At 64.4% G+C, this 22,632-nt stretch carries 21 protein-coding genes; 14 read left to right on the top strand and 7 right to left on the bottom strand.

Annotation, left to right across the window (positions count from 1 at the left end; all coding sequences use genetic code 11):
* Nucleotides 1-89: 89 nt before the first annotated feature.
* From DY467_RS04645 to DY467_RS04620, 6 genes are all read right to left on the bottom strand, one after another.
* Nucleotides 90-1,211 (bottom strand): cobalamin-independent methionine synthase II family protein, encoded by a 1,122-nt coding sequence (locus DY467_RS04645; RefSeq protein ID WP_107356688.1) that lies wholly within the window; start codon nucleotides 1,209-1,211, stop codon nucleotides 90-92.
* Between the two features lie 15 nt (nucleotides 1,212-1,226).
* A complete protein-coding gene (locus tag DY467_RS04640) occupies nucleotides 1,227-1,943 on the bottom strand; it encodes an ABC transporter ATP-binding protein (protein WP_164634239.1) in 717 nt (238 codons plus the stop codon).
* A gap of 38 nt (nucleotides 1,944-1,981) precedes the next feature.
* On the bottom strand, nucleotides 1,982-2,734 hold the full coding sequence (locus DY467_RS04635; RefSeq protein WP_164573239.1) for an ABC transporter ATP-binding protein: 753 nt from the start codon (nucleotides 2,732-2,734) through the stop codon (nucleotides 1,982-1,984).
* The gene (locus DY467_RS04630; protein ID WP_164634237.1) at nucleotides 2,731-3,759 is read right to left on the bottom strand and encodes a branched-chain amino acid ABC transporter permease; all 1,029 of its coding nucleotides are present in this window, start codon (nucleotides 3,757-3,759) and stop codon (nucleotides 2,731-2,733) included. The genes DY467_RS04635 and DY467_RS04630 overlap by 4 nt, the downstream gene beginning before the upstream one ends.
* Nucleotides 3,759-4,625 carry a branched-chain amino acid ABC transporter permease gene (locus tag DY467_RS04625; protein ID WP_107356691.1) on the bottom strand — a complete coding sequence of 289 codons (867 nt, stop codon included), beginning with the start codon at nucleotides 4,623-4,625 and terminating at the stop codon, nucleotides 3,759-3,761. Before DY467_RS04625 ends, DY467_RS04630 begins: the two co-directional genes overlap by 1 nt.
* Nucleotides 4,626-4,810: 185 nt before the next feature.
* A complete protein-coding gene (locus DY467_RS04620; RefSeq protein ID WP_164634236.1) occupies nucleotides 4,811-5,989 on the bottom strand; it encodes an ABC transporter substrate-binding protein in 1,179 nt (392 codons plus the stop codon).
* A gap of 340 nt (nucleotides 5,990-6,329) precedes the next feature.
* On the opposite strand from DY467_RS04620, the gene DY467_RS04615 reads away from it, so the two are divergent.
* Nucleotides 6,330-6,626, top strand: coding sequence for a hypothetical protein (locus DY467_RS04615; protein ID WP_164634301.1), 297 nt, complete (start codon nucleotides 6,330-6,332; stop codon nucleotides 6,624-6,626).
* Between the two features lie 55 nt (nucleotides 6,627-6,681).
* Nucleotides 6,682-7,269 carry a DUF2939 domain-containing protein gene (locus DY467_RS04610; protein WP_164634234.1) on the top strand — a complete coding sequence of 196 codons (588 nt, stop codon included), beginning with the start codon at nucleotides 6,682-6,684 and terminating at the stop codon, nucleotides 7,267-7,269.
* Nucleotides 7,270-7,272: 3 nt separating this feature from the next.
* On the opposite strand, the gene purU is transcribed toward DY467_RS04610, so the two are convergent.
* The gene (purU, locus tag DY467_RS04605) at nucleotides 7,273-8,136 is read right to left on the bottom strand and encodes a formyltetrahydrofolate deformylase (RefSeq protein ID WP_107346704.1); all 864 of its coding nucleotides are present in this window, start codon (nucleotides 8,134-8,136) and stop codon (nucleotides 7,273-7,275) included.
* Between the two features lie 131 nt (nucleotides 8,137-8,267).
* Here purU and DY467_RS04600 point away from each other — a divergent pair, with 131 nt between their 5' ends.
* The 12 genes from DY467_RS04600 to DY467_RS04545 all read left to right on the top strand — a co-directional run bounded on the left by DY467_RS04600 (nucleotide 8,268) and on the right by DY467_RS04545 (nucleotide 22,608).
* Nucleotides 8,268-9,113: a uroporphyrinogen-III synthase gene (locus tag DY467_RS04600; RefSeq protein ID WP_164634233.1), complete on the top strand. Its 846-nt coding sequence runs from the start codon at nucleotides 8,268-8,270 to the stop codon at nucleotides 9,111-9,113.
* A gap of 242 nt (nucleotides 9,114-9,355) precedes the next feature.
* Complete coding sequence (locus DY467_RS04595) at nucleotides 9,356-10,588, top strand: branched-chain amino acid ABC transporter substrate-binding protein (RefSeq protein WP_164634231.1); 1,233 nt, start codon at nucleotides 9,356-9,358, stop codon at nucleotides 10,586-10,588.
* 128 nt (nucleotides 10,589-10,716) lie between these two features.
* Nucleotides 10,717-11,664: a branched-chain amino acid ABC transporter permease gene (locus DY467_RS04590; protein WP_107345715.1), complete on the top strand. Its 948-nt coding sequence runs from the start codon at nucleotides 10,717-10,719 to the stop codon at nucleotides 11,662-11,664.
* Nucleotides 11,661-12,962, top strand: a complete 1,302-nt coding sequence (locus DY467_RS04585) for a branched-chain amino acid ABC transporter permease (protein WP_164634229.1) — start codon at nucleotides 11,661-11,663, stop codon at nucleotides 12,960-12,962. Before DY467_RS04590 ends, DY467_RS04585 begins: the two co-directional genes overlap by 4 nt.
* The gene (locus DY467_RS04580) at nucleotides 12,959-13,708 is read left to right on the top strand and encodes an ABC transporter ATP-binding protein (protein WP_107345717.1); all 750 of its coding nucleotides are present in this window, start codon (nucleotides 12,959-12,961) and stop codon (nucleotides 13,706-13,708) included. Before DY467_RS04585 ends, DY467_RS04580 begins: the two co-directional genes overlap by 4 nt.
* The gene (locus tag DY467_RS04575; protein WP_107345718.1) at nucleotides 13,708-14,403 is read left to right on the top strand and encodes an ABC transporter ATP-binding protein; all 696 of its coding nucleotides are present in this window, start codon (nucleotides 13,708-13,710) and stop codon (nucleotides 14,401-14,403) included. The genes DY467_RS04580 and DY467_RS04575 overlap by 1 nt, the downstream gene beginning before the upstream one ends.
* 172 nt (nucleotides 14,404-14,575) lie before the next feature.
* Nucleotides 14,576-15,154, top strand: coding sequence for a hypothetical protein (locus DY467_RS04570; protein ID WP_164634227.1), 579 nt, complete (start codon nucleotides 14,576-14,578; stop codon nucleotides 15,152-15,154).
* 120 nt (nucleotides 15,155-15,274) lie between these two features.
* Nucleotides 15,275-17,227, top strand: a complete 1,953-nt coding sequence (locus DY467_RS04565) for a glycosyltransferase family 39 protein (RefSeq protein WP_164634225.1) — start codon at nucleotides 15,275-15,277, stop codon at nucleotides 17,225-17,227.
* Nucleotides 17,228-17,507: 280 nt separating this feature from the next.
* The gene (locus tag DY467_RS04560) at nucleotides 17,508-18,335 is read left to right on the top strand and encodes an ABC transporter ATP-binding protein (RefSeq protein WP_164634223.1); all 828 of its coding nucleotides are present in this window, start codon (nucleotides 17,508-17,510) and stop codon (nucleotides 18,333-18,335) included.
* Complete coding sequence (locus DY467_RS04555) at nucleotides 18,332-20,263, top strand: long-chain fatty acid--CoA ligase (protein WP_164634222.1); 1,932 nt, start codon at nucleotides 18,332-18,334, stop codon at nucleotides 20,261-20,263. The genes DY467_RS04560 and DY467_RS04555 overlap by 4 nt, the downstream gene beginning before the upstream one ends.
* Nucleotides 20,264-20,477: 214 nt before the next feature.
* The gene (locus DY467_RS04550; RefSeq protein WP_107346705.1) at nucleotides 20,478-21,371 is read left to right on the top strand and encodes a branched-chain amino acid ABC transporter permease; all 894 of its coding nucleotides are present in this window, start codon (nucleotides 20,478-20,480) and stop codon (nucleotides 21,369-21,371) included.
* A gap of 163 nt (nucleotides 21,372-21,534) precedes the next feature.
* Nucleotides 21,535-22,608 carry a branched-chain amino acid ABC transporter permease gene (locus DY467_RS04545; protein ID WP_107345723.1) on the top strand — a complete coding sequence of 358 codons (1,074 nt, stop codon included), beginning with the start codon at nucleotides 21,535-21,537 and terminating at the stop codon, nucleotides 22,606-22,608.
* Nucleotides 22,609-22,632 lie beyond the last annotated feature (24 nt).

Below are 22,632 nucleotides of genomic sequence, written 5' to 3'. Positions count from 1 at the left end.
GCGCCGCGGAATGACGGGGCTCGTTTGAAACGCAAATGGCCGGGACAAGCCCGGCCATCAAGCAGATCCAAAGGTCGGAACGAGACCGCTTACTTGCCCCAGACGTCCCAGGACACTTCCACCGCGAGGCGCAGCTTGTCCCACTGCTCCTGCTCGGACAGGATGTTGCCCTCTTCGGTCGAGGCGAAGCCGCATTGCGGCGACAGCGCCAGCTGTTCGAGCGGCACGAATTTCGAGGCCTCTTCGAGCCGGCGCTTGATCGCGTCCTTGCTCTCCAGTTCGCCAAATTTCGAGGTGATGACGCCGACCACCACGACCTTGTTGCCCTTGGGCAGGAAGCGCAGCGGCTCGAAGCCGCCGGCGCGCTCGGAGTCGTATTCCAGGAAATAGCCGTCGTAATTGATACCGCCGAGCAGCGTCTCCGCCACCGGCTCGTAGCCGCCGGACGAAATCCAGGTCGAACGGAAATTGCCACGGCAGACGTGAGTGGTGATCACCATGTCGGCCGGCCGATCGGCGATCGCGTAGTTGATCACCCGCGCATAGATCTGCTGCAGATTGTCCGGATTGTCGCCGCGGGCACGCGCTTTCTGCAATTCGTCCTGCGAGCACAGATACGCCCACACGGTGTCGTCGAATTGCAGATAGCGGCAGCCAGCGTCGTAGAACGCCTTCACCGCCTTGCGATAGGTCTTGGCGAGATCCTGGAAGAAGCCGTCGAGATCCGGATAGACCTCGCTGGAGATCGCCTTGCGGCCGCCGCGGAAGTGCAGCACGGCCGGCGACGGAATGGTCATCTTCGGCGTCACATGCGCGATGTCGGCGTGCTTCTTGAGGAAGCGGAAGTGATCGAGCATCGGGTGGTCGTCGGGGAAGTCGAGCTTGCCGATGACGCGGATCGAATCGTTGCGGGTCTGCACGCCGGCGAACTGAATGCCGGTGTCGGGATGGTAGAGCTCACAGCCGGTGAGATGGCTCAAGAAGTCGAAGTGCCACCATGAGCGGCGGAACTCGCCGTCGGTCGCGAGCTTCAGCCCGATCGCCGACTGCTTATGGACGACCTTCTCGATCTCCATGTCCTCGATCTCGCGAAGATTGGCGGCGGTGATCTCGCCCTTCTCCAGCTTGGCGCGGGCTTCCTTGATCTTCTGCGGCCGCAGCAGGCTGCCGACCTCGTCGGCGCGGAACGGTGGCTTTGTTCTTTGCGTCATTGTCACTCCCCAAGGTCAGCTCTTGGCCCCACCGGAGACGCCCAGATAGCGTTCCAGCGTTGCGGCATCATCCTTCAGCGCCGCGCTCGCCGCATCATGCACGATCGCGCCGCGTTCCAATATCACAACCCGATCCGCGAGCTGGAGGATTTTTCGCGCGTTCTGCTCGACGATGATCGAGCAGATGCCACCGGAGCGGGTGATGGTGCCGAGCGCGGTTAGCAATTCGTCAACGATGATCGGCGCGAGGCCCTCAGTCGGCTCGTCCAGCAGCAGCACCTTGGGATTGAGCGTCAGCGCACGGCCGATCGCCAACATCTGCTGCTCGCCGCCCGAGAGCTGATTGCCGAAATTGCTGCGACGCTCCTCCAGCCGCGGAAACATCTCGTACACCCGCGCCACCGTCCACGGCCCCGGCTGCGCCACCGCAGTGAGGTTCTCCTCGACGGTGAGCGACTTGAAGATGTTGCGCTCCTGCGGCACCCAACCGATGCCGGCGCGCGCCCGCTGATCCGGGCGCAGCGCGGTGACATCGACGCCGCCGACCGCGATGGTGCCGGAGAAGCGGCGGGTGACGCCGACGATGGAGTTGATCAGCGTGGTCTTGCCGGTGCCGTTGCGGCCGAGCAGCGCCAGCACTTCGCCTTCGGCGAGACGCAGCGACATCGACGGCAGCACCACCGCCTCGCCATATCCGGCGCGAAGCTGATCGATCGCAAGCAAATCAGACATTGGCCAGCTCAGGCATTTCGAGCTCAGGCATTACGAGCTCAGACATGGGCATCCTCGCCGAGATAAACCGCCTTGACCTGCGGATCGCGCGCGACCTCTTCAGGCGTGCCTTCAGTCAGCAGCGCACCGGAGACCAGCACCGAGATGCGGTCGGCGAACGAAAACACCAGGTCCATGTCGTGCTCGATCAGCAGCACCGTCACCTCACGCGGCAGGCCGGCGACCGCGGCGAGAATGTCGTGGCGCTCGCTCTCCGGCACACCCGCGGCGGGCTCGTCGAGCAGCAGCACCCGCGGCTTGGTAGCGATCGCTACCGCTATCTCGAGCAGCCGCTGCTTGCCATAGGGCAGCGTGCCAGTCGGCTCGTTCATCACGTCGAGCAGCTTGAAGCGCTCGAGGTTCTCGGCGATCTCGTCGTTGATATCGGCACGCGTGCCCATCCGCCGCCACCAGTCGCCACCATGACCGGAGCGCTCCGACACGGCGAGCCCGATGGTCTCGAGCGGCGTCAGGTCGGCATAGAGCTGGTTGATCTGGAAGGTGCGCGACAGCCCGAGGAGCACCCGCTTATGCACGGGCATATGGGTGATGTCGTGGCCTTCGAGCAGGATGCGGCCGCCGTTGGGCTTGAGCACACCGGTGAGCTGGTTGATCACCGTAGTCTTGCCGGCGCCGTTGGGGCCGATTAGGGCATGGCGCGCGCCGGCTTCGACATTGAGCGACAGGTTGCGGGTGACGTTGAGCCCGCCGAAGTGTTTCTCCAGCCCGATGGTTTGCAGCGCCAGGGTCATTTCGCGCCTCCCGCCGCCGGCTTACCGCCGCGCACCGCGCGCGCGATCGCACGTGGTAGGAACAGCACCCAGCGGTGCAGCCGCTCGCGGCCGATCAGCACGATCACCACCAGCACCAGCCCGATCCAGAACAGCCAGTATTGCGGCGTGAGGATCGAGAAGGTCTCCTGCAGCAGCTTGAACACCACCGCGCCGATCAGTCCGCCATACAGATAACCTGTGCCGCCAAGCACCAGCACCAGGATCAGATCGGCCGAACGCTCGAACGAGAACACGTCGAGCGAGGCGAGCTGGGTGGTCTGGGTAAACAGCGCGCCGGCGATCCCCGCATAGAACGCCGCGAAGGTGTAGATCGCGACCAGCCGGGCGTTGACCGGGATGCCTACCGCCGAGGCGCGCAGCGGGTTGTTGCGGATCGCGCGCAGCGACAGGCCGAATGGCGAATGCACCACCCGGCGCGCCAGCAGGAACAGCACAAACAGCACCGCAACGGTGTACCAGAATCCGACCTTGCCGAAGATGTCGAACTCGAAGATGCCGAGCAGCGGCTGCATCACGATCCCCTGCAGGCCGTCGGTGCCGCCGGTGATGTTGGAGAACCGCTCCGCCAGCGCTTCGAGCAGCAGCGCGATGCCGAGCGTCACCATCAGCCGGGTGAGATCGACGCCGCGAATAACCAGGAAGCTAGTGGCGAAGCCGAGCACAGCGGCGGCGAGGCCTGCGACCAGCAGCGCCAGCACCGGCTCGCCGACGATGCCGTGCAGCGCCAGCAGGCCGGCGCTATAGGCACCGACGCCGAAGAATGCCGCATGACCCAGCGAGACGATGCCGGCATAGCCGAGGATCAGATCCAACGACAGCGCGAATAGGCCGAGCCGGACGATCTCGGTCATGATCAGATAGCGCGACGGAAACAGCAGGCCGCAGCCGATCAGCACGGCCCAGAACGCTACTTCAGACCAGTGCCATCGCGCGGTACGGCGGGCATGGAATCCGACAATTTCGGGAGGAGTCGACATGGTCATCAGCGCGCCGCGGTGCGGCCGAACAGGCCATTGGGACGCCAGATCAGGATCACGATCATGATGGTGTAGATCACGAACGGCCCGAGCTTGGGCAGATAGTATTTGCCGGCGACGTCGCCGATGCCGAGCAGCAGCGAGGCGAGGAACGGCCCGGTGATCGAAGAGGAGCCGCCGACGGTGACGACGATCAGGAAGTAGATCATGAACTTCAGCGGGAAATACGGATCGAGCCCGAGGATCTCGGCGCTGAGCGCACCGCCGAAGCCGGCCAGCCCGCAGCCGAACGCAAAGGTCAGCGCGAACACCTGCGGCACGTTGATGCCGAGGCCGCTAGCGACGCGCGGATCATCGACCGCCGCACGCAGCCGGCTGCCGAACCGCGTCTTCGCCAGGGTCAATTGCAGGCCGACGGTCAGAAGGCCGCAGATCACGATGATCATCAGCCGGTAGCGGCCGATGCCGACGCCGAACAGGTCGATCTGCCCCTGCAGCGCCTCCGGCAGCTGCATGAAGACCCGTGACGAGCCCATGATGTAGTCGACTGCAGCGACCGACATAAACACCAGCCCGACGCTGAACAGCACCTGATCGAGATGAGTGCGGGTGTAGAGATGCCGGTACAGCAGCCGCTCCAGCACTGCGCCGATCGCGGCGCTGGCGAGGAAGGCGAGCGGCAGCGCGGCGAAGAACGGCCAGCCGGCGCGGTTGACCAGCACCGCGCAGACATAGCCACCGGCCATCGCGAACGCACCGTGCGCGAGATTGACGAAATTCATCAGGCCCAGCGTCACCGCCAGCCCGCACGCGAGCACGAACAGCAGCATGCCGTAAGCAACGCCGTCGAACAGGATGGTGAGCAGGGTCATAAAAGGAACAATCAGTTCTCTGTCGTCATTCCGGGGCGCTCGCGCTAGCGAGCGAACCCGGAATCCAGAGGTTGTTGACCGATCGAGATTCCGGGTTCGCGCTTCGCGCGCCCCGGAATGACGCGTGGATGTTTCCCGTCATACCCGGCTTGTCTCGGCTCTGACGACGGCTCGTCGCACCGCGACTACTTCTTCGTCTTACCCGGGTCCTTGACCGCGTCGACCTTGTCGAACTCGACGTTGTAGAGCTCGCCGTCGACCTTCTCGACCTTGCGGATGTAGACGTTCTGGACGATGTCGCGGGTGTCGGGATCGATCGAGATCGGGCCGCGCGGGCTCTCCCAGGCCATGCCCTTCATCGCGGCGATCAGCGAGTCGCCGTCGGCCTTGCCGCCGGTCTTCTTCAGCGCTTCGTAGATCAGGTGGATGCCGTCGTAGCCGCCGACCGCCATGAAGCCCGGCCGCTGGCCGAATTCCTTCTTGTAAGCCGCGACGAACGCCTTGTTCTTCTCCGACGGATGCGCCGCCGAGTAGATGTGCGCGGTGACCACGCCGATCGCAGCGTCACCCATGCTGTTCAACAGGTCGTCATCCATCACGTCGCCGGGGCCGATCACCTTGATGCCCGACTTGTCGAGGCCGCGTTCGGCGAACTGCTTCATGAAGTTGCCGCCCTGCCCGGCTGGCACGAACACGAACATCGCATCCGGCTTTGAGTCCTTGGCGCGCTGCAGGAACGGCGCGAAGTCCGGATTGGCGAGCGGCACCTTGACCTCTTCGACGATCTGGCCGCCGCCGGCTGTGAAGCGCTCTTTGAAGGCGGCCAGCGCGTCGTTGCCGGGCGCGTAGTCGGACGTCAGCGTCACCACCTTCTTGATGCCGTTCTTCACCGCCCAGTCACCGATCACAGTCGAGGATTGTGGCAGCGTGAACGAGGTGCGGACGATATAGGGGGAGCGCTCGGTGATGATCGAGGTGCCGGCCGCCATCACCACTTCGGGCACCTTCGCCTGGGTGGCGAGCGGCGCCGCGGCCAATGCGGCGGGGGTGATGCCGAAGCCGGCGATGACGTTGACCTTGTCGTTGACGATTAGTTCCTGTGCGAGCCGTTTGGTGTTGTCCGGCACCGCGGCGTCATCCTTCAGGATCACTTCGATTTTCTTGCCGGCGACGGTGTCGCCGTTCTGCTTGATGTAAAGCTTGATGGCGTTGTCGATCTGCTTGCCGGTCGACGCTTGGCCGCTGGTCATCGGCACAATCAGGCCGATCTTAACAGTGTCCTCGGCGTGCGCCACCGCGATCGGCGCGGCGCCTGCCAGTGCGATGAAGGCTGCCTGCAACAGCGTTCGTCTGCCCATCCGCATGAGTGTTTCCTTTTCCCTTGCCTCTTTGTTGAGGCTTATGGCCCATCCCACCTTAGCCGACGCGGCGCCGCGCTGTCTCACGAAGCGCGCGATGGTCGGCGGGCGGAGCGTCAAGGCGCCGGATGATGTCACACCGGCCGACGACAGCGAGGTTGCCGACGATCCGACGTCCACGGTTCCGCCGCAGGCTTGGCCATATCATTGCCACGGAAACTGAAATGATGGTGCGATATCAGGTATGCTGTTATCCAATAGCGGTGCGGGTTTGGAACGTTCGTCGGAACGCGGTAGACAGCCGCGCCGGCGCCTTCTGCCGGTGACGACGAAGCGAGATGTATCGATGCGAGTTGGGTTGGTGCGGGGACTGCGCTTGGCGTGCGCCGTGGTGATGCTGGGCGCGCTGACGGGCTGCGGCTCAATCAACAGCGCGCTCACCACCGGTATGGCGGACTATGTGCCGCAGTGGGCCGGAGGACTGCCGGCGGACGCCCCGCCGCGCCCTGGTACCGCCAGGTACGACGCCTATATGAAGGAGCAGGAACGGCTCCGGAAAATGCCGGCGGCCGAGCGGGAGAAGCTCGAAGCGGCAAAGGCCGCCGAAACCGGACAGCCGCCCGCGGGCGCGCCGGCCCGATAGGACGAACGCCAGCGGTCGTCCTCAACTCCCGCGTCTCTCGGAGCTTTGGACCATCATGCGCTGGTTGTTCGGCGGCCTCGCCGCGCTCATCATCCTGGTCATCGTCTATGTCGGCTCCGCAGTCGTCTCGCTCGGCGGCCTTGCCGACGCGGTGCGCAGCGGCGACGGCGCTGGCGTAATCGCCCGCACCGACGTCAAATCGCTGACGCAGTCGTTGGCCGACCAGATCGTCGCGGCCTATCTCGAACGGATCGGTCAGACCCGCGAGATCCGTCCCTCCGAGCGCATGCTGGTGCGCGCCGCCGGCCTTGGCATCGCCGACGCGATGATCGCCAAGATGCTGACGCCGGACCATCTGACGCAGCTGCTGAAGACCGGAAAGCTCGAAGGCGTTCACGACCTGCCGCCGATCGCTGGCCTGCCGCAGCTCGGCACCATCGACACCAAGAACGTGCTGGCGACGCTCGGCCGGTTCCGCTTCGTTGAGCCGGTCGAGTTCGCGGTGCGGATCAGCGACACCACCGATGCCGACAGCTACAGCGAAATCCGGCTGCACTTCGCCGGCTCGGGCTGGCAGCTCGCCGGCCTGGTGCTGGCGAGCCGCGTCGCCCGCGAGCTCGCCTCGACGCTGCCGGTGAAGTAGGCCTCAGTCGGTGAACACAACGGTCTTGCGGCCATTGAGGATCACCCGGTCGTCGAGGTGATAGTGGAGCGCCCGGGACAGCACACGGCGCTCGATATCGCGGCCCTTACGCACCAGATCGGCCGGGGTGTCGCGATGGCTGATGCGTTCGACGTCCTGATCGATGATCGGGCCCTCGTCGAGCGCGCTGGTGACGTAGTGCGCGGTGGCGCCGATCAGCTTGACGCCGCGGTCGAACGCCTGGTGGTACGGTTTCGCACCCTTGAAGCCCGGTAGGAAAGAGTGGTGGATGTTAATGCAGCGGCCGGCAAGCCGCGCCGACATCTCGTCCGACAGGATCTGCATGTAGCGCGCCAGCACCACCAGATCGGTGTGGGTCTGGGCGATCAGCGCGGTGATCGCCGCCTCCTGCTGTCGCCGCGTCTCCTTGTTCACCGGGAAGTGGTAGAATGGGATGTCGCCGAAATCGAACCCGCTGAAGGTCTCGCGCGGGTGGTTGGAGACGATCGCGGTTGGGATCATGTGCAGGTCGCCGACCCGCCAGCGATACAGAATGTCCGCCAGACAGTGGTCGGACTGCGACACCAGCAGCATCACCTTGCGCCGGGTTTCGCGGTCCCGCATGTGCCAGCCCATCGTGAACTTGGCAGCGATCACGCCGAAGCCGGTCCGCAGCGACGCCAGCGGAATCACCTTCTCGGCGGCGTTGAACACAACCCGCATGAAGAAGTGGCCGCTCTCGGTATCGTTGTATTGCTGCGCGTCGAGAATGTTCTGTCCGTTCTCGAACAGGAACGTGCTCACCGCGGAGACGATCCCGGCACGATCCGGGCACGACAGAGTCAGGACATACTGATGATGGGGCATGGCGATCTGGGCGGCAGCGCCGGCGGCGCTGGAACTCGTTGCGGTGCCCTGCTGTAGCATCGCCGCATCGCTTGCGCCAATCCCGGAGACCGGCGCAAGATGCCCCGACAATGGGCGAAGGGCGAGACCGCATGGCCGAACGGCTCCAAGGCACCCGTATCCTGATCCTGGAGACCCGCGAGGAGGCTCAGTTCGCCCGGCTGCTGGCCGAACAGGGCGCCGACGTCCTGCAGTGCCCGATGTTCGAAATCCGCGATGCGCCCGACCCGGCCCCGGTCTCGGACTGGATCGACCGGCTGATCGCCGCGCCGTTCGACGATCTGGTGCTGCTGACCGGCGAAGGGCTGCGGCGCCTGACCAAGCTTGCCCGCGCAACCGGCCGCGAACAGTCTTTCGTCGCGGCGGTGGGCCGGACGCGAACCTTCATCCGGGGACCGAAACCGGGCCGCGCCCTGCGCGAGATCGGGCTGGAGCCGCAGGTGACCGCCGAAGCGCCGACCTCCGAAGGAGTCGCCGCCACGCTGAAACGTTATGATCTTGCGGGTCGCCGGATCGGCGTTCAGCTCTATCCCGAACGTGACCACGCCACCCTGCTCGATGCCATCACGGCGCAAGGTGCGATCGTCGATGCGGTGCTGCCTTATGCCTACGACGCGCGTGCAGCTGAGCAGACCGTTGTCACTGCTGTCGAGGAGATGGCGCAAGGCCGCGTTGATGCGCTGGCGCTGACCAGTTCCGGACAGGTGCGGCGGCTGTTCGACGTCGCCCGCGCACACGCCTGCGAAGATCGCCTGCGCGAGGGATTAAGCCGCACACCGATCGCCTCGGTGGGTCCGGTGGTCAACGAGGAACTTGCCGCGCACGGCTTCGCGCCGACCATCACCCCTGCCAATGAGGCGTTCTTCATGAAGCCGCTGATCAGCGCGATGATCGTCGCACTCGGTGGACGCACGCCGCGCAACACCGCAGCGGGTTGACGCACCACGTCGTCCACACTCAGCCCAGCCGATCGCCCGGTTCCATTTCACGGAATTTGGACCGGGGGCGTCGTCCATCTTTTGGACGGCATGACGCGTCGCTCGGCAACTAGCTACCGACCAATGACTGAGCCGGTGTTTATTAACTAATCGTCAGCAAAGGGCGGTTGAAACGCACGACTGATCTGGGCTAACACCGAAACAACGATCTAACGAATAAAGTTTTCAGGGAGGACTGCTAAATGCGTAAAGCTCTGCTTGCAGCCGTCGCTATCGCGCTGCCGATGTTCGGATCGGCTGCGATGGCGCAAGAGACCGTCAAGATCGGTTACATCGATCCGTTGTCCGGCGGCGGCGCCAGCGTCGGCGAAGGCGGCCTCAAGACCTTCCAATATCTCGCCGACGAGCTCAACGCCAAGGGCGGCATCCTCGGCAAGAAGGTCGAGATCGTTCCGCTCGACAACAAGACCAATCCGCAGGAAAGCCTGATCCAGGCGCAGAAGGCTATCGACGCCGGCGTGCGCTACGTGACCCAGGGCAACGGCTCATCGGTCGCCGGCGCGCTGTCCGACTTCCTCACCAAGTACAATGAGCGCAACCCGGGCAAGGAAGTTCTGTACTTCAATTACGCCGCGGTCGATCCGGTACTGACCAACGAAAAGTGCAGCTTCTGGCACTTCCGCTGGGACGCCAACTCCGACATCAAGATGGAAGCGCTCACCAACTACATGAAGGACGTCCCGGCGATCAAAAAGGTCTATTTGATCAACCAGGATTACTCCTTCGGTCAGTCGGTACGGACCCAGGCTCGGGCGATGCTGGCCAAGAAGCGTCCGGACATCCAGATCGTCGGTGACGAACTGCATCCGCTGCTCAAGATCTCCGACTTTGCGCCCTACGTCGCCAAGATCAAGGCGTCCGGCGCCGACACCGTCGTCACCGGCAACTGGGGCCAGGACATCGCGCTGCTGCTGAAGGCGGCCGCCGACGCCGGCCTCAAGGTGAGCTGGTACACCTACTACGCCGGCGGCGCCGGTGGCCCGACCGCGATCAAGCAGACCGGCCTCAACCATCAGGTGTTCCAGATCACCGAAGGCTTCGCCAACGTCGACCACAAGCCGTCGCAGGACTTCGAAAAGGCGTTCCGCGCCAAGGTCGACCTGAGCCTGTGGTATCCGCGCGCCGTGAACGAGATGCGGATGTTCGCGGCCGCAGCCGAAAAGGCCAAGTCGCTGGATCCGGTGAAGGTCGCGCAGGCGCTCGAAGACATGAAGTTCGAAGTGCTGGACGGCGGCGAAGGCATCATGCGGAAGGAAGACCACCAGTTCTTCCAGCCGATCTACATCTCGTCGTTCGGTGACATTCCGGCCGGCCAGTTCGATGAAGAAAAGACCGGCTGGGGCTGGAAGCAGGTCGCCAAGATCGACACTGCTCAGACCATGCTGCCGACCACCTGCAAGATGGACCGGCCATAAGCCTCACCCCGTCATGCCCGGCCTCGTGCCGGGCATTCACGCCTTCGGCGTGGACTCACAACAGACGTGGATGGCCGGGACAAGCCCGGCCATGACGACCTCACATCGTCAGGCGGCCTAACCCCATCATGCTCGAACTGATCGTCATTTCCACCCTCAATGGCGTTCTGTACGGAATGCTGCTGTTCTTGATGGCGAGCGGGCTCACCGTCATCTTCAGCATGCTCGGCGTGCTGAACTTCGCTCATGCCAGCTTCTATATGCTCGGCGCGTTCTTCGGCTATCAGATCAGCCGCTGGACCGGGTTCTGGCCGGCGCTGCTGATCGCGCCGCTGCTCGCTGGCGCGATCGGAGCCGCAGTCGAACGCTTCGGCCTGCGCCGCGTCCACCGCAACGGCCATGTTGCCGAACTGCTGTTCACCTTCGGGCTCGCCTTCGCGATCGAAGAGGTGGTCTCGATCATCTGGGGCAAGGTGCCGGTCGATTACCGCACGCCGGCGCTGCTCGATTTCCCGGCTTTCACGATCTTCTCGACCAACTATCCCGCCTACAAGATGTTCATGCTGGCGGTGTCGGTGGTGATCTTCGTTGGCCTCCTGGTCGCGCTGAAAAAGACCCGGATCGGCCTGATCGTTCAGGCGGCGCTGACCCACCCGCACATGGTCGCCCATCTCGGCCACAACGTCGAACGCATCTTCATGCTGGTGTTCGGCGTCGGCACGGCGCTTGCCGCCGTTGCCGGCGTGATCGCCGGCCCGTCGCTGGTGACGCAGTCGAACATGGCGGCGCTGCTCGGTCCGATCCTGTTCGTTGTCGTGGTGGTCGGCGGCCTCGGCTCGCTGCCCGGCGCGTTCATCGCCTCGCTGCTGATCGGGCTGCTGCAGACCTTTGCGGTGTCGATCAATGCCTCGCCCGCCTCGCTGTTCGGTCCGCTCGGTCCTGATCTCGCGGCCTCCTGGCTCAACGACATCTGGAACGTGACCATCGCTCAGATCGCACCGATCATGCCGTATCTGCTGCTCGTGCTCATCCTGATCTTCCGGCCGATGGGGCTGTTGGGAACCCGCGAAACATGACCGACCTCGCCTCCAGCGCCGCGCCGCCCCGGCCGACGCTGTCCGAACGTGCCAAGTTCTACGGCCTCTGGATCGCCACCGCTTTGGTGCTGCTGCTGCTGCCGAAGCTGTTCGCTTCCGGCGGCTCGCTGACGACCTTCAGCCTGGTCGGCATCTCGATCATTTTCGCGCTGTCCTACAACATCCTGCTCGGCCAGACCGGGATGCTGTCGTTCGGCCACGCGGTGTATTACGGCCTCGGCGGCTTCCTCGCGATCCACACCATCAACATCCTCGGCTTCAACAAATGGCCGATCCCGCTGCCATTTGTGCCGCTGATCGGCGGGTTCGCCGGCTTGTTCTTCGCTGCCTTGATCGGCTGGGTGATGACCCAGCGCTCCGGCACCGCATTTGCGATGATTTCGCTCGGCCTCGCCGAGCTGGTCGCCTCCTCGGCGCTGATCCTCCGCAGCTTCTTCGGGGGCGAGGCTGGTATCTCGGCCAACCGCACCAAGCTGTTCAAGGTGTTCGGCCTGTCGTTCGGTCCGCAGATCCAGATCTATTATCTGGTGGCCGCCTGGACTCTGATCGCCATCATCGCGATGTACGCGCTGACCCGGACGCCGTTGGGCCGGATGTGCAACGCCGTCCGCGACAACCCGGAGCGGGTGCAGTTCGTCGGCTACGATCCGCACGTGGTGCGCTATCTGGCGTTCTGCTTCTCGGGCTTCTTCGCCGGCATCGCGGGCGCGCTCGCTGCGATCAATTTCGAGATCGCCAACTCGGCCTATCTCGGCGCGGTCCAATCCGGCACCGTGCTGTTCGCGGCCTATATCGGCGGCATCGGCTTCTTCATCGGCCCGATCGTCGGCGCGATCTTCGTCACCGTGCTGTCGCTGGTGCTGAGCGACCTGACCCAGGTCTGGCAACTGTATTTTGGCCTGTTCTTCATCATCGTGGTGCTGTTCGCACCGGGCGGCATCACCGGCGTCCTGATGATGCATCGGCCGCTGCTGCGCGCCGGCATGCTGACGCGGATGTTCCCGAGCTATGTGATGGCCGCCCTGCCGACGCTGGCGCTGTGCGTCGGGCTGATGCTGATGATCGAGACCACCGTGCACTACACCGTCAATCCGCACGAAGATCCAAACCGGGTGGCGTTCGGCATTCCGTTCAATGCCGCCAGCCCGCTGACCTGGGCGACTTCGGCCGTGCTGATCATCGGCGGCTTCATCCTCGCCAAGATGGCCTGGAGCCGGGTCACACAGACCTGGGACACCACGCTGACCGCCGCCCGCGCCAAGGTTCACGCCCTATGAGCACCGCGATCGAACTCCGCGGCGTCGAAAAGAGCTTCGGCGTCACCAAGGTGATCCAGAACATCAACCTGACGATCGCCCAAGGCGAACGCCACGCGCTGATCGGCCCGAATGGCGCCGGCAAGTCGACCACCTTCAACCTCATCAGCGGCTACATGCGGCCGACCACCGGCAGCATCCTGCTTCGCGGCGAAGAGATCGCCGGCATGAAGCCGTTCCAGATCAACCGCCGCGGGCTGTCGCGCTCGTTCCAGGTCACCAACGTGTTCGCCAACATGACGGTGTGGGAAAACCTGCGCTGCGCGGTGCTGTGGGCGACCGGGCATCGTTACGCGTTCTGGAAGAACGTCGACAATCTGCCCGAGGTGCGCGAGCGCACCGCCCAGATCCTGGAAGACATCCACCTCACCTCGCGTCGCGACGTCCCGGCGGGCCTGCTCACCTATGCCGAGCAGCGCGCGCTCGAAATCGGCATCACGATTGCCGGCGGCGCTAATGTGATCCTGCTCGACGAGCCGACCGCGGGCATGAGCCATGCAGAGACCGAACGCGCGGTGACGCTGATCCGCCGTCTCACAGAAGGCCGCACGCTACTGATCGTCGAGCACGACATGAGCGTGGTGTTCGGCCTCGCCGACCGCATCTCGGTCCTGGTCTATGGCCAGATCATCGCTTCGGGAACGCCGGACGAAATCCGCGGCAATCCGAAGGTCAAGGAAGCCTATCTCGGCGAGGAAGCGGCCTGATGCTCGAGGTCAAAGACCTGCACGCCTATTACGGCAAGAGCCACATCCTGCAGGGCGTCGACATGCATATCGACGCCGGCGAGGTGGTCAGCCTGCTCGGCCGCAACGGTGTCGGCCGCTCCACCACCGTCAAGGCGATCATGGGCGAAGTGCCGCCGCACGGAAGCATCCTGTTCAAAGGCAAGAACATCGCCGGGCTGCCGAGCTACAAGATCGCGCATCTCGGGCTCGGCTACGTCCCCGAGCATCGCGACATCTTCCCGGGCCTGACGGTCCGGCAGAACCTGATGCTCGGCATCAAGAACCCGCGCAACCCCGGCAAATGGAAGCTGGAGGACATGCTCGACATGTTCTCCAATCTCAAGGCCCGTGCCGACACTCCGGCCGGCGTGCTGTCCGGCGGCGAAAAGCAGATGCTGACGATCTGCCGGACACTGATGGGCGATCCCGAATTGGTGATGATCGACGAGCCGACCGAAGGGCTGGCCCCGATCATTGTGCAGCAGGTCGGCGACCTGATCGCCGAAATCGCCCGCCGCGGCGTCGCCATCCTGCTGGTCGAGCAGAAGCTGTCGATCGCGATGCGGATCTCGCACCGGGTCTATGTGATGGGCCACGGCAAGATCGTGTTCGAAGGCACCCCCGACGATCTCAAGGCCAACGCCGCCATCCGCAAGGAATGGCTGGAGGTCTGAGCCACGAGCGGCTCAGTTTCGGCAAGGAGGCGGCTTGGACTTGTCTCTCCGGACGGGAAGGCCCCCGCGGCGTGAGACCCTGGCACCCGAGCAGCGCACATCACGGACGCTTTCCCGGCGGTCAGGTTCCAGGCTACCCTTCCGGCACGATCGCCGATCCCTTGTGAGACCGATGCTGCCCCCTGCCCTGCTCCGCGCCACCGACTGGTTTCGCGCTTACGCCGATAATCCCGATCCCCTCGCCGCCACCGGCAACCTGGTGGCCCTGGTGCTGGCCGGCAACGGCCCCTTCTATCCGCTATATGTCGTGTTCGTCGGCGGCACCGGCGGGATGCCATGGCTGTTGCTGACGCTGCTGTCGTTTCCGTGCTTCCTCGCGGTGCCGGCGCTGGCCCGTCTCCAATCACGGCTCGGGCGGGTGACGCTGTCCCTGATCGCGACCGGCAACACGATATTCTGCACCTGGCTGCTCGGCGTGCCCTCCGGCGTCGAACTGTTTCTGCTGCCCTGCGCGATGCTGGCCAGCGTGCTGTTTCGTCCCAGCGAGCGCCTTTTGATGCTGCCGCTGTCTGGCGTGCCGGTCGCGGCCTACCTGTTCCTGCACGATCGCTACGCGCCGCCGCCGCACAGCTACCAGCCGGCCGAATATGCCGGCCTGTTCTCGATGAACGCCTTCAGCGCTGCCATGATCTCGATCTTCATCGGCATGGTCTTCTCGCGCCTGTACGCGGCCGACCGGACCGGCGCGTAACGTTTCTGCCGTCAGCAGAAAGATCGAGAAACACCCCGCCTTATCGCAGCCGCCGCAGGCATGCTATCGGGTGATCGGAGCGGCCGAGCATCACGGTGGTCGCGATCGCTGGGGATCTCGATGGTGGATGTTGGACGGCAGGAAGACGGCACGACAGGCACGCCGGTGATCGCGCCGCGTTCGATCCCTGCGGCATCTCCAGCTGTCGGCCAGCCACGCGACAAATCCCGCGATTGGCTCGACATCGCGGCGTTCCTGATCGTGCTAGCTGCGGCGATCGGCATCGCCGGGATCATGCTCGCCGGCTACTATCACGCGCCTGACCTATTGTGGCGCGGTTTTCACCACGACCGCAATTCGCACTACAGCTTTGGACTCGATCTCGCACTGGCGGTCCGGACCTTCGATCCCGCCTGGTTTTTCGGCGAGCTCGAGAAGGCCAAGGTCTGGCCGCCGTTTCACGGGCTGGTGCTGAGCGCCGTCTTGCTGCTCGGCGGCATCGACCATCGGCTCGGCATCGTCCCCAGCCTGATCGGCTGGGTGATGACGGTCGCTTTCGTCTGGCTGATCGCACGACGGTTGTTTGTCGACCGTTGCAGCGGCCTGTTCGCCGCGGCGGTTGCGGTGATCTTCACCGCCGCCAGCCCGGCCTTCCGCCTGATCAGCGCCGACGTGATGCTGGAAGGCCTCGGCGCCGGCCTGTCGGCTGCCGGACTGTGGGCCTATCTGCGCGCCGAAGCCAAGCCGAATGCACCCGGACGCTGGCGGCTGCTGGCGCTGATCCTGACCGTGCTGTTCTTCCACAAAGGCAACTATTGGGGACTGCTGACCGCGCCGCTGGCGATCGCCTATGCCTCCGAGCATTGGGCACCGATCGCCCGAACGCTTCGGCAGATCTGGGCGGCGACACGTGTGAAGGCGGTGCTGAAGGCTACCGCCGGCTCACCGTTCTTGATCCTCGCAGCGTTGGTGGCGGGCCTGGTCGCAGCGATCTATGCGCACGGGCCGACCGCGCTGGAGCTGTTCGGCCGCTCGGTGTCGCTGTATCCGCCGGAAAACCTGACCACGGCCGCCTATGCGCTGGTCTTCCTGTGGTGGACGTTCACCTGGTTGCGGCACCGCGCCGCGATCGACCGGACCCTCGGCACCGCCGGGCGGGCGCTGCTGTATTGGCATCTGACACCGATCGCGATCTCGTTTCTGCTGCCGCACCGGCTGTCGAAATTCCTTTGGTTCGTCAGCCCCGCCAATAATCCCGACCCGAACCACAGCCTCTCCCTCGGCCTCCAGTTCTATTGGCGCGTGTTCGCCGACGGTTTTCATCTGGTGCCGTGGCTGGCGCCGATCGCCATCGCTCTGGCGGTGATCGGACTGATCGCGATTCCGAAGCTGACGCCTGGAGCCCGCGCCGTCTTCCTGTTCGCGCTGCTGGCCTGGGTCGGCGTGATCGCGCATCCGCAGCACCAGGGCCGGTTCATGTCGACCTGGGTATTTTCGGTGTGGATCTGCTCCGGCGTGGGCGCCGGCGTGCTGCTGACTCTGACCCGTCGCTGGCTGTCACCGCTGTGGCGAGGGGCGGTCGCGACCGCTCTGGCCGCCGCGCTGCTCGCGGTGAACCTGACGTCGCCGATGCCGAAGGCGGCTGCAACTTACGCACTGCAGGACGCCTCGGGCCCGAGCGATCTCGAACTGATCCGCCCGTATCTGGCTGAGCTCGACGGCGTACACGAGGTGGCGATGTTCACCACGTTCGGCATGAGCAAGCTGTTCGCCTGGGTGATCCGCGAACGCTGCCGTTGCCACACCATCGTCGATGACCCGTTTATCGCCGGCGTCACCTCGCGCGAGGACGCCCGGGCGCTGATGAGCGAGCGCATCGCGCAATCGACCGCCGATGTCGTGGTGATCATCGACGCGCCCCACAGCCGCGACGACGGCCCCGCCTTCGGATGGGTGTATGCCAACATGGTCGGTATCGTCGATGCGATGGCCGACCAGACCCGCTACGTACGCGGCACCAGCTACGCGCTGCCGATCGGCGATGCGACCGCAACGATCTGGCGCCGCCGCTAAGCCGTGTTTGTTGCATTGCGATAACAGCACGACCGCTGCGGCATCGGGTCGCCTTGCCGGGCAGATGTCCGCACCACCGGTAACGATAGGCGGGATTACGCAGCGGCTTGCGTCAAGTCTCTCTTCCCAAACTCAAATAGTCGAATATCGTCGGGTGGCCGGCTAAGCTACGCTTCGGCAAACGACAGCAACGCCTCCCAGAAGGCGGCTCAAAAGAATGCTGCGGCACGAGGATCAGGCGCGAGCAACGCGCCGGCCGGTGTCCGGGAGGAAATCGGGCTTGGAACACGCATTGGAAGTGCGCAATGTCTCCTTGCGCTTTGGCGGCGTCCGCGCGCTGAGCGAGGTGAGCTTTGCCGTGAATCACGGTGAGCTGTTTTCGATCATTGGACCGAACGGCGCCGGCAAGACCTCCGTGGTCAATTGCATTTCCGGCCGCTACCAGCCGAGCGAAGGTCAGCTGTTCTACCATGGCCGCGACATCACCGGGCTGAAGCCAAACGCCCGCGCGTCTCTCGGCATCGGCCGCACCTTCCAAAATCTCGCGCTGTTTCACCACATGAGTGTGCTCGACAACATCATGGTCGGGTGCCACCACCTCTTGAAGAACAACTTCCTCACCGGCGCGCTGTACTGGTTTGGCGCGCGCCGCGAGGAGCTCGCCCACCGCCAGAAGGTCGAAGAGATCATCGATTTTCTCGACCTGCAGTCGGTGCGCAAGGCGACCGCCGGCACCCTGTCCTACGGCCTGCGCAAGCGCGTCGAACTCGCCCGCGCGATGGCGCTGGAGCCGACGCTGATCCTGCTCGACGAGCCGATGGCCGGCATGAACTTCGAAGAGAAGGAGGACATGGCCCGCTACATCGTCGACCTCAACGAAGAGTTCGGCATGACGGTCGTGATGATCGAACACGACATGGGCGTGGTGATGGACATCTCCAACCGCGTCGTGGTGCTGGATTTCGGCCGCAAGATCGCCGAGGGCGATCCGGCCGAGGTGCTAGCCGATCCGCACGTCAAGCGCGCCTATCTCGGCGAAGAGGACGAGGTGCTGGTCGATCCTGACGATGCGCCGGATCACCCGACGGCGGCGGAGCGCGTGGCATGATGGACTATGCCGGCCGCGTCGCGGCAGCCGACACCTTTCCGAAACTGCTGCGGCTCAATGCAAAGGAATTCGGGACCGAAATCGCATTGCGCGAAAAGGATCTCGGGCTGTGGCGGGTGTTCACCTGGGCCGATTATCAGGCCCGCGTGCACGACTTCGCGCTCGGCATGATCGAACTCGGGCTCAAGCGCGGCGACGTGATCGGCATCATCGGCGACAATCGGCCCGACTGGGTCGCGGCCGAAATCGCCTCCCATGCGATCGGCGGCCTCAGCCTTGGACTCTATCGCGATGTACTCGATGAGGAAGCCGACTATCTGCTCAATTACGGCGAGGCCAAACTGGTGTTCGCCGAGGACGAGGAGCAGGTCGACAAGCTGCTCGGCCTCGCCGACCGCGCGCCGCATCTGAAGCACATCGTCTATTCCGATCCGCGCGGGATGCGGAAATACGACGATCCGCGGCTGCTGCCGGCCGATCAGCTCGCCAAGCTGGGTCGCGATCGCGCCAGCCGCGAGCCGGACCTGTACGACCGGCTGGTCGATGCGACGCAGGGCGAGGACGTCGCGATCCTGTGCACCACCTCGGGCACCACCGCGCATCCCAAGCTGGCGATGCTGGCGTCCGGGCGCGTGCTGAACCACTGCGCGACTTATCTGAGCTTCGATCCGAAGGGACCGGACGACGAATACGTCTCGGTACTGCCGCTGCCGTGGATCATGGAGCAGGTTTACGCGCTCGGCAAAGGGCTGCTGTGCCGGATGAAGGTCAACTTCGTCGAAGAGCCCGACACGATGATGAACGACTTCCGCGAGATCGCACCGACCTTCGTGTTGTTCGCACCGCGGGTCTGGGAAGGCATCGCGGCCGACGTCCGCGCCCGGGTGATGGACGCTTCGCCGCTGAAGCAGCGGCTGTATGGCGTCGGCATGAAGGCCGGGCTTGCCGCGCTCGACCAGGGCCAGCATTCGGCGTTCGCCGACGCGGTGCTGTTCCGCGCGCTGCGCGACCGCCTCGGCTTCACCCGGCTGCGCTCGGCCGCGACCGGCGGCGCCGCGCTTGGCCCCGACACTTTTCGGTTCTTCCGCGCCATGGGCGTGCCGCTGCGCACGCTGTATGGCCAGACCGAACTGCTCGGCGCCTATACGCTGCACAAGGCGGACGCAGTCGATCCCGACACCACCGGCGTGCCGATGGGCGCCGAGATCGAGATCAAGGTCCTGAACCCGGACGTCCAGGGCATCGGCGAAGTGGTGGTGCGCCACCCCAACATGTTCCTCGGCTACTACAAAAACCCGGAAGCCTCGACCGCCGACATCAAAGACGGCTGGATGTATTCTGGCGACGCCGGCTATTTCAACGGCGCCGGCCAGCTCGTCATCATCGATCGCATCAAGGATCTCGCCGAGCTGTCACACGGCGAGCGATTCTCGCCGCAATACATCGAGAACAAGCTGAAGTTCTCGCCCTACGTCGCCGAAGCGGTGATCCTCGGCGCCGGCCGCGACATGCTGGCAGCGATGATCTGCATCCGCTACTCAATCATCTCGAAATGGGCGGAGAAGAAGCGGATTGCCTTCACCACCTATTCGGACTTGGCTTCCCGGCCCGAAGTGTACGAGCTGCTGCGACGGGAAGTCGAAACCGTCAACGCCACCCTGCCGCCGGCGCAGCGGATCGCCCGCTTCCTGCTGCTCTACAAGGAACTCGACGCCGACGACGGCGAACTGACCCGGACCCGCAAGGTCCGCCGCAGCGTGATAAACGACAAATACGCCGACATCATCGACGGCATCTATGGCGGCAAGCGCGACATCCCGGTCGACACGACTATTCAGTTCCAGGACGGCACCACCCAGCGGATCAGGACCACGCTGAAGGTGGTGGACCTCGGCGGCGGCTACGCCCATGCGGAGGCGGCGGAATGACCCGCGCCCTCCCCACCACCGTCATGCCGGGGCTTGTCCCGGGCATCCACGAACAGCGGCCGCGGCAAGGCGTGGATGGCCGGGACGAGCCCGGCCATGACGTGGAAAAGCATCGTCGTCTAACGGCGTCATGCGCGGGCTTGACCCGCGCATCCATCGTTCAAAGAAGATGGATTGCCGGGTCAAGCCCGGCAATGACGTGGGAGGCAAGAAGATGAACTCACACCTCCTGATTCAGCTGCTCGTCAACGGCCTCGTGGTCGGCACGCTGTACGGCGTGGTCGCGATGAGTTTCGTGCTGATCTACAAGGCCACCCAGGTGGTCAACTTCGCGCAGGGCGAACTGCTGCTGATCGGCGCCTGGGTATGCTGGACGCTGCTGGCGAAATATCAGCTGCCGTTCTGGGTCGGCATGCCGATCACGCTGGTGTTCATGTTCATCTTCGGCATCGCGGTGCAGATCATCGTGCTACGGCCGATGATCGGTGAGCCGATAATCTCGGTGATCATGGTGACGATCGCGCTGTCGACCGTGTTCCAGGCGGCGCTGAAGTGGATCTACGGCGTCAACCCGCAGCCGTTCCCGCAGATCTTCACCACCCAATCGATCTCGATCGGCGGCCTGCAGATCCAGACCGTCTATGTGATGAGCCTGGTCGTCTCGGTCGCGATGATGATCGGCATGGCGTGGTTCTTCAAAGTGTCGAAATACGGCCTCGCGATGCGCGCCACCGCGTTCAACCAGCAGGTCGCGCAGTCGCTCGGCATTTCGGTGAAGAGCGTGTTCGCGATGGCCTGGGCGATCTCGGCCACCGTCTCGGCGGTCGCCGGCGTCGTCGTCGCCGTGGTCAACGGCGTGTCGTCGGGCCTGTCCGCCTACGGCATCAAGGTGTTTCCGGCCGCGATCCTGGGCGGTCTCGACTCGATCGGCGGCGCGGTGCTCGGCGGCATCATCATCGGCTTGCTTGAGAACATCGCCCAGTACGTCGACAGCGAATATCTGCACTGGGGCAATCTGTACGAAATCGCGCCGTTCTACGTGCTGATCATCATCCTGATGATCAAGCCCTACGGCCTGTTCGGCACCAAGGACATCGAGCGGATATGAGCTTAGGCGCGGGCCGAAACAGAAGAGCTCATGGTTCGAGACGCGCGGCGTGCCGCCGCGCTCCTCACCATGAGGGCGGCCTCATCCTGAGGAGCCCGGTGCAGCCCGGAGGGCGAAACCGGGCGTCTCGAAGGATGATGTGGAAGGCTGGAGTACTCTAACGATGGCGAATGCTTCCCTGATCCCCGCCGGCGATTTCCGCACCTCCTACGCCGCCGACACCACCATCTTCCCGACCAGGACCAGCCGCAACATGGCGATCCTGGGCGTCGTGCTGGTGTGCTTCGCGCCGCTGGTGCTGTCGGGCTATTGGCTCAGCATCCTGATCCAGATCGGCATCTTCGGCATCGCTGCGCTCGGGCTGAACATCCTGGTCGGCTTCACGGGGCAGATCTCGATCGGCCACGCCGCGTTCTTCCTGCTCGGCGCCTACACCTCGGCGTATCTGAACAACCACTTCCCGATCCCGGTGTTCTTCGCGATCCCGCTCGCCGGGCTCGTCACCGCGCTGGTGGGGCTGGTGTTCGGCGTGCCTGCAGCGCGGCTGAAGGGGCTCTATCTCGTGATCGCAACGCTGGCGGCGCAGTACATCCTGATCGACTTCTTCTCGCGCGCCGAATGGTTCTCCGGCGGCTCGGTGCCGGCGATGGCCAATCCGTTCTCGCTGTTCGGTTACGTCCTGCAGGGCGATAAGCAGTATTTCTACGTCGTGCTGGCGTATCTGTTGGTCAGCTACATCCTGGTGACCAACCTGATGCGCACCCGTGACGGCCGCGCGCTGGTGGCGGTGCGCGACCATTATCTCTCGGCCGAGATCATGGGCATCAACCTCACCAAATATCGCACGCTGTCGTTCGCGCTCGCGGCGTTCTTCGCCGGCATCGCCGGCGCGCTGTACGCGCACTACCAGCTCGTCGTCTCCAACGAGGGCTTCGGCATCGAACGCTCGATCCTGTTCCTGGCGATGATCATCATCGGCGGCATCGGCTCGATCTCGGGCACGCTGATGGGCACGGCCTTCGTGGTGCTGCTGCCGGAGACGATGGAATGGCTCAGCAGCGGCCTGAAAGGCAGCGCGATCGACCGCGCGCTCGAGCTCAACAACAATCTGACCTTCCTGCGCGAAATCGCGATCGGCCTGATCATCATCCTGTTCCTGGTGTTCGAGCCCGATGGGCTGGCGCATCGCTGGCGGCAGATCAAGGCGTATTGGAAACTCTACCCGTTCTCGCATTGAGCGCGTGAACGGACGGACTACAAG

The sequence above is a fragment of the Rhodopseudomonas sp. BR0G17 genome (genome assembly GCF_010907025.1).
Taxonomy (GTDB): domain Bacteria; phylum Pseudomonadota; class Alphaproteobacteria; order Rhizobiales; family Xanthobacteraceae; genus Rhodopseudomonas; species Rhodopseudomonas palustris_H.
This window is presented reverse-complemented; position numbering and strand designations above follow the sequence as displayed.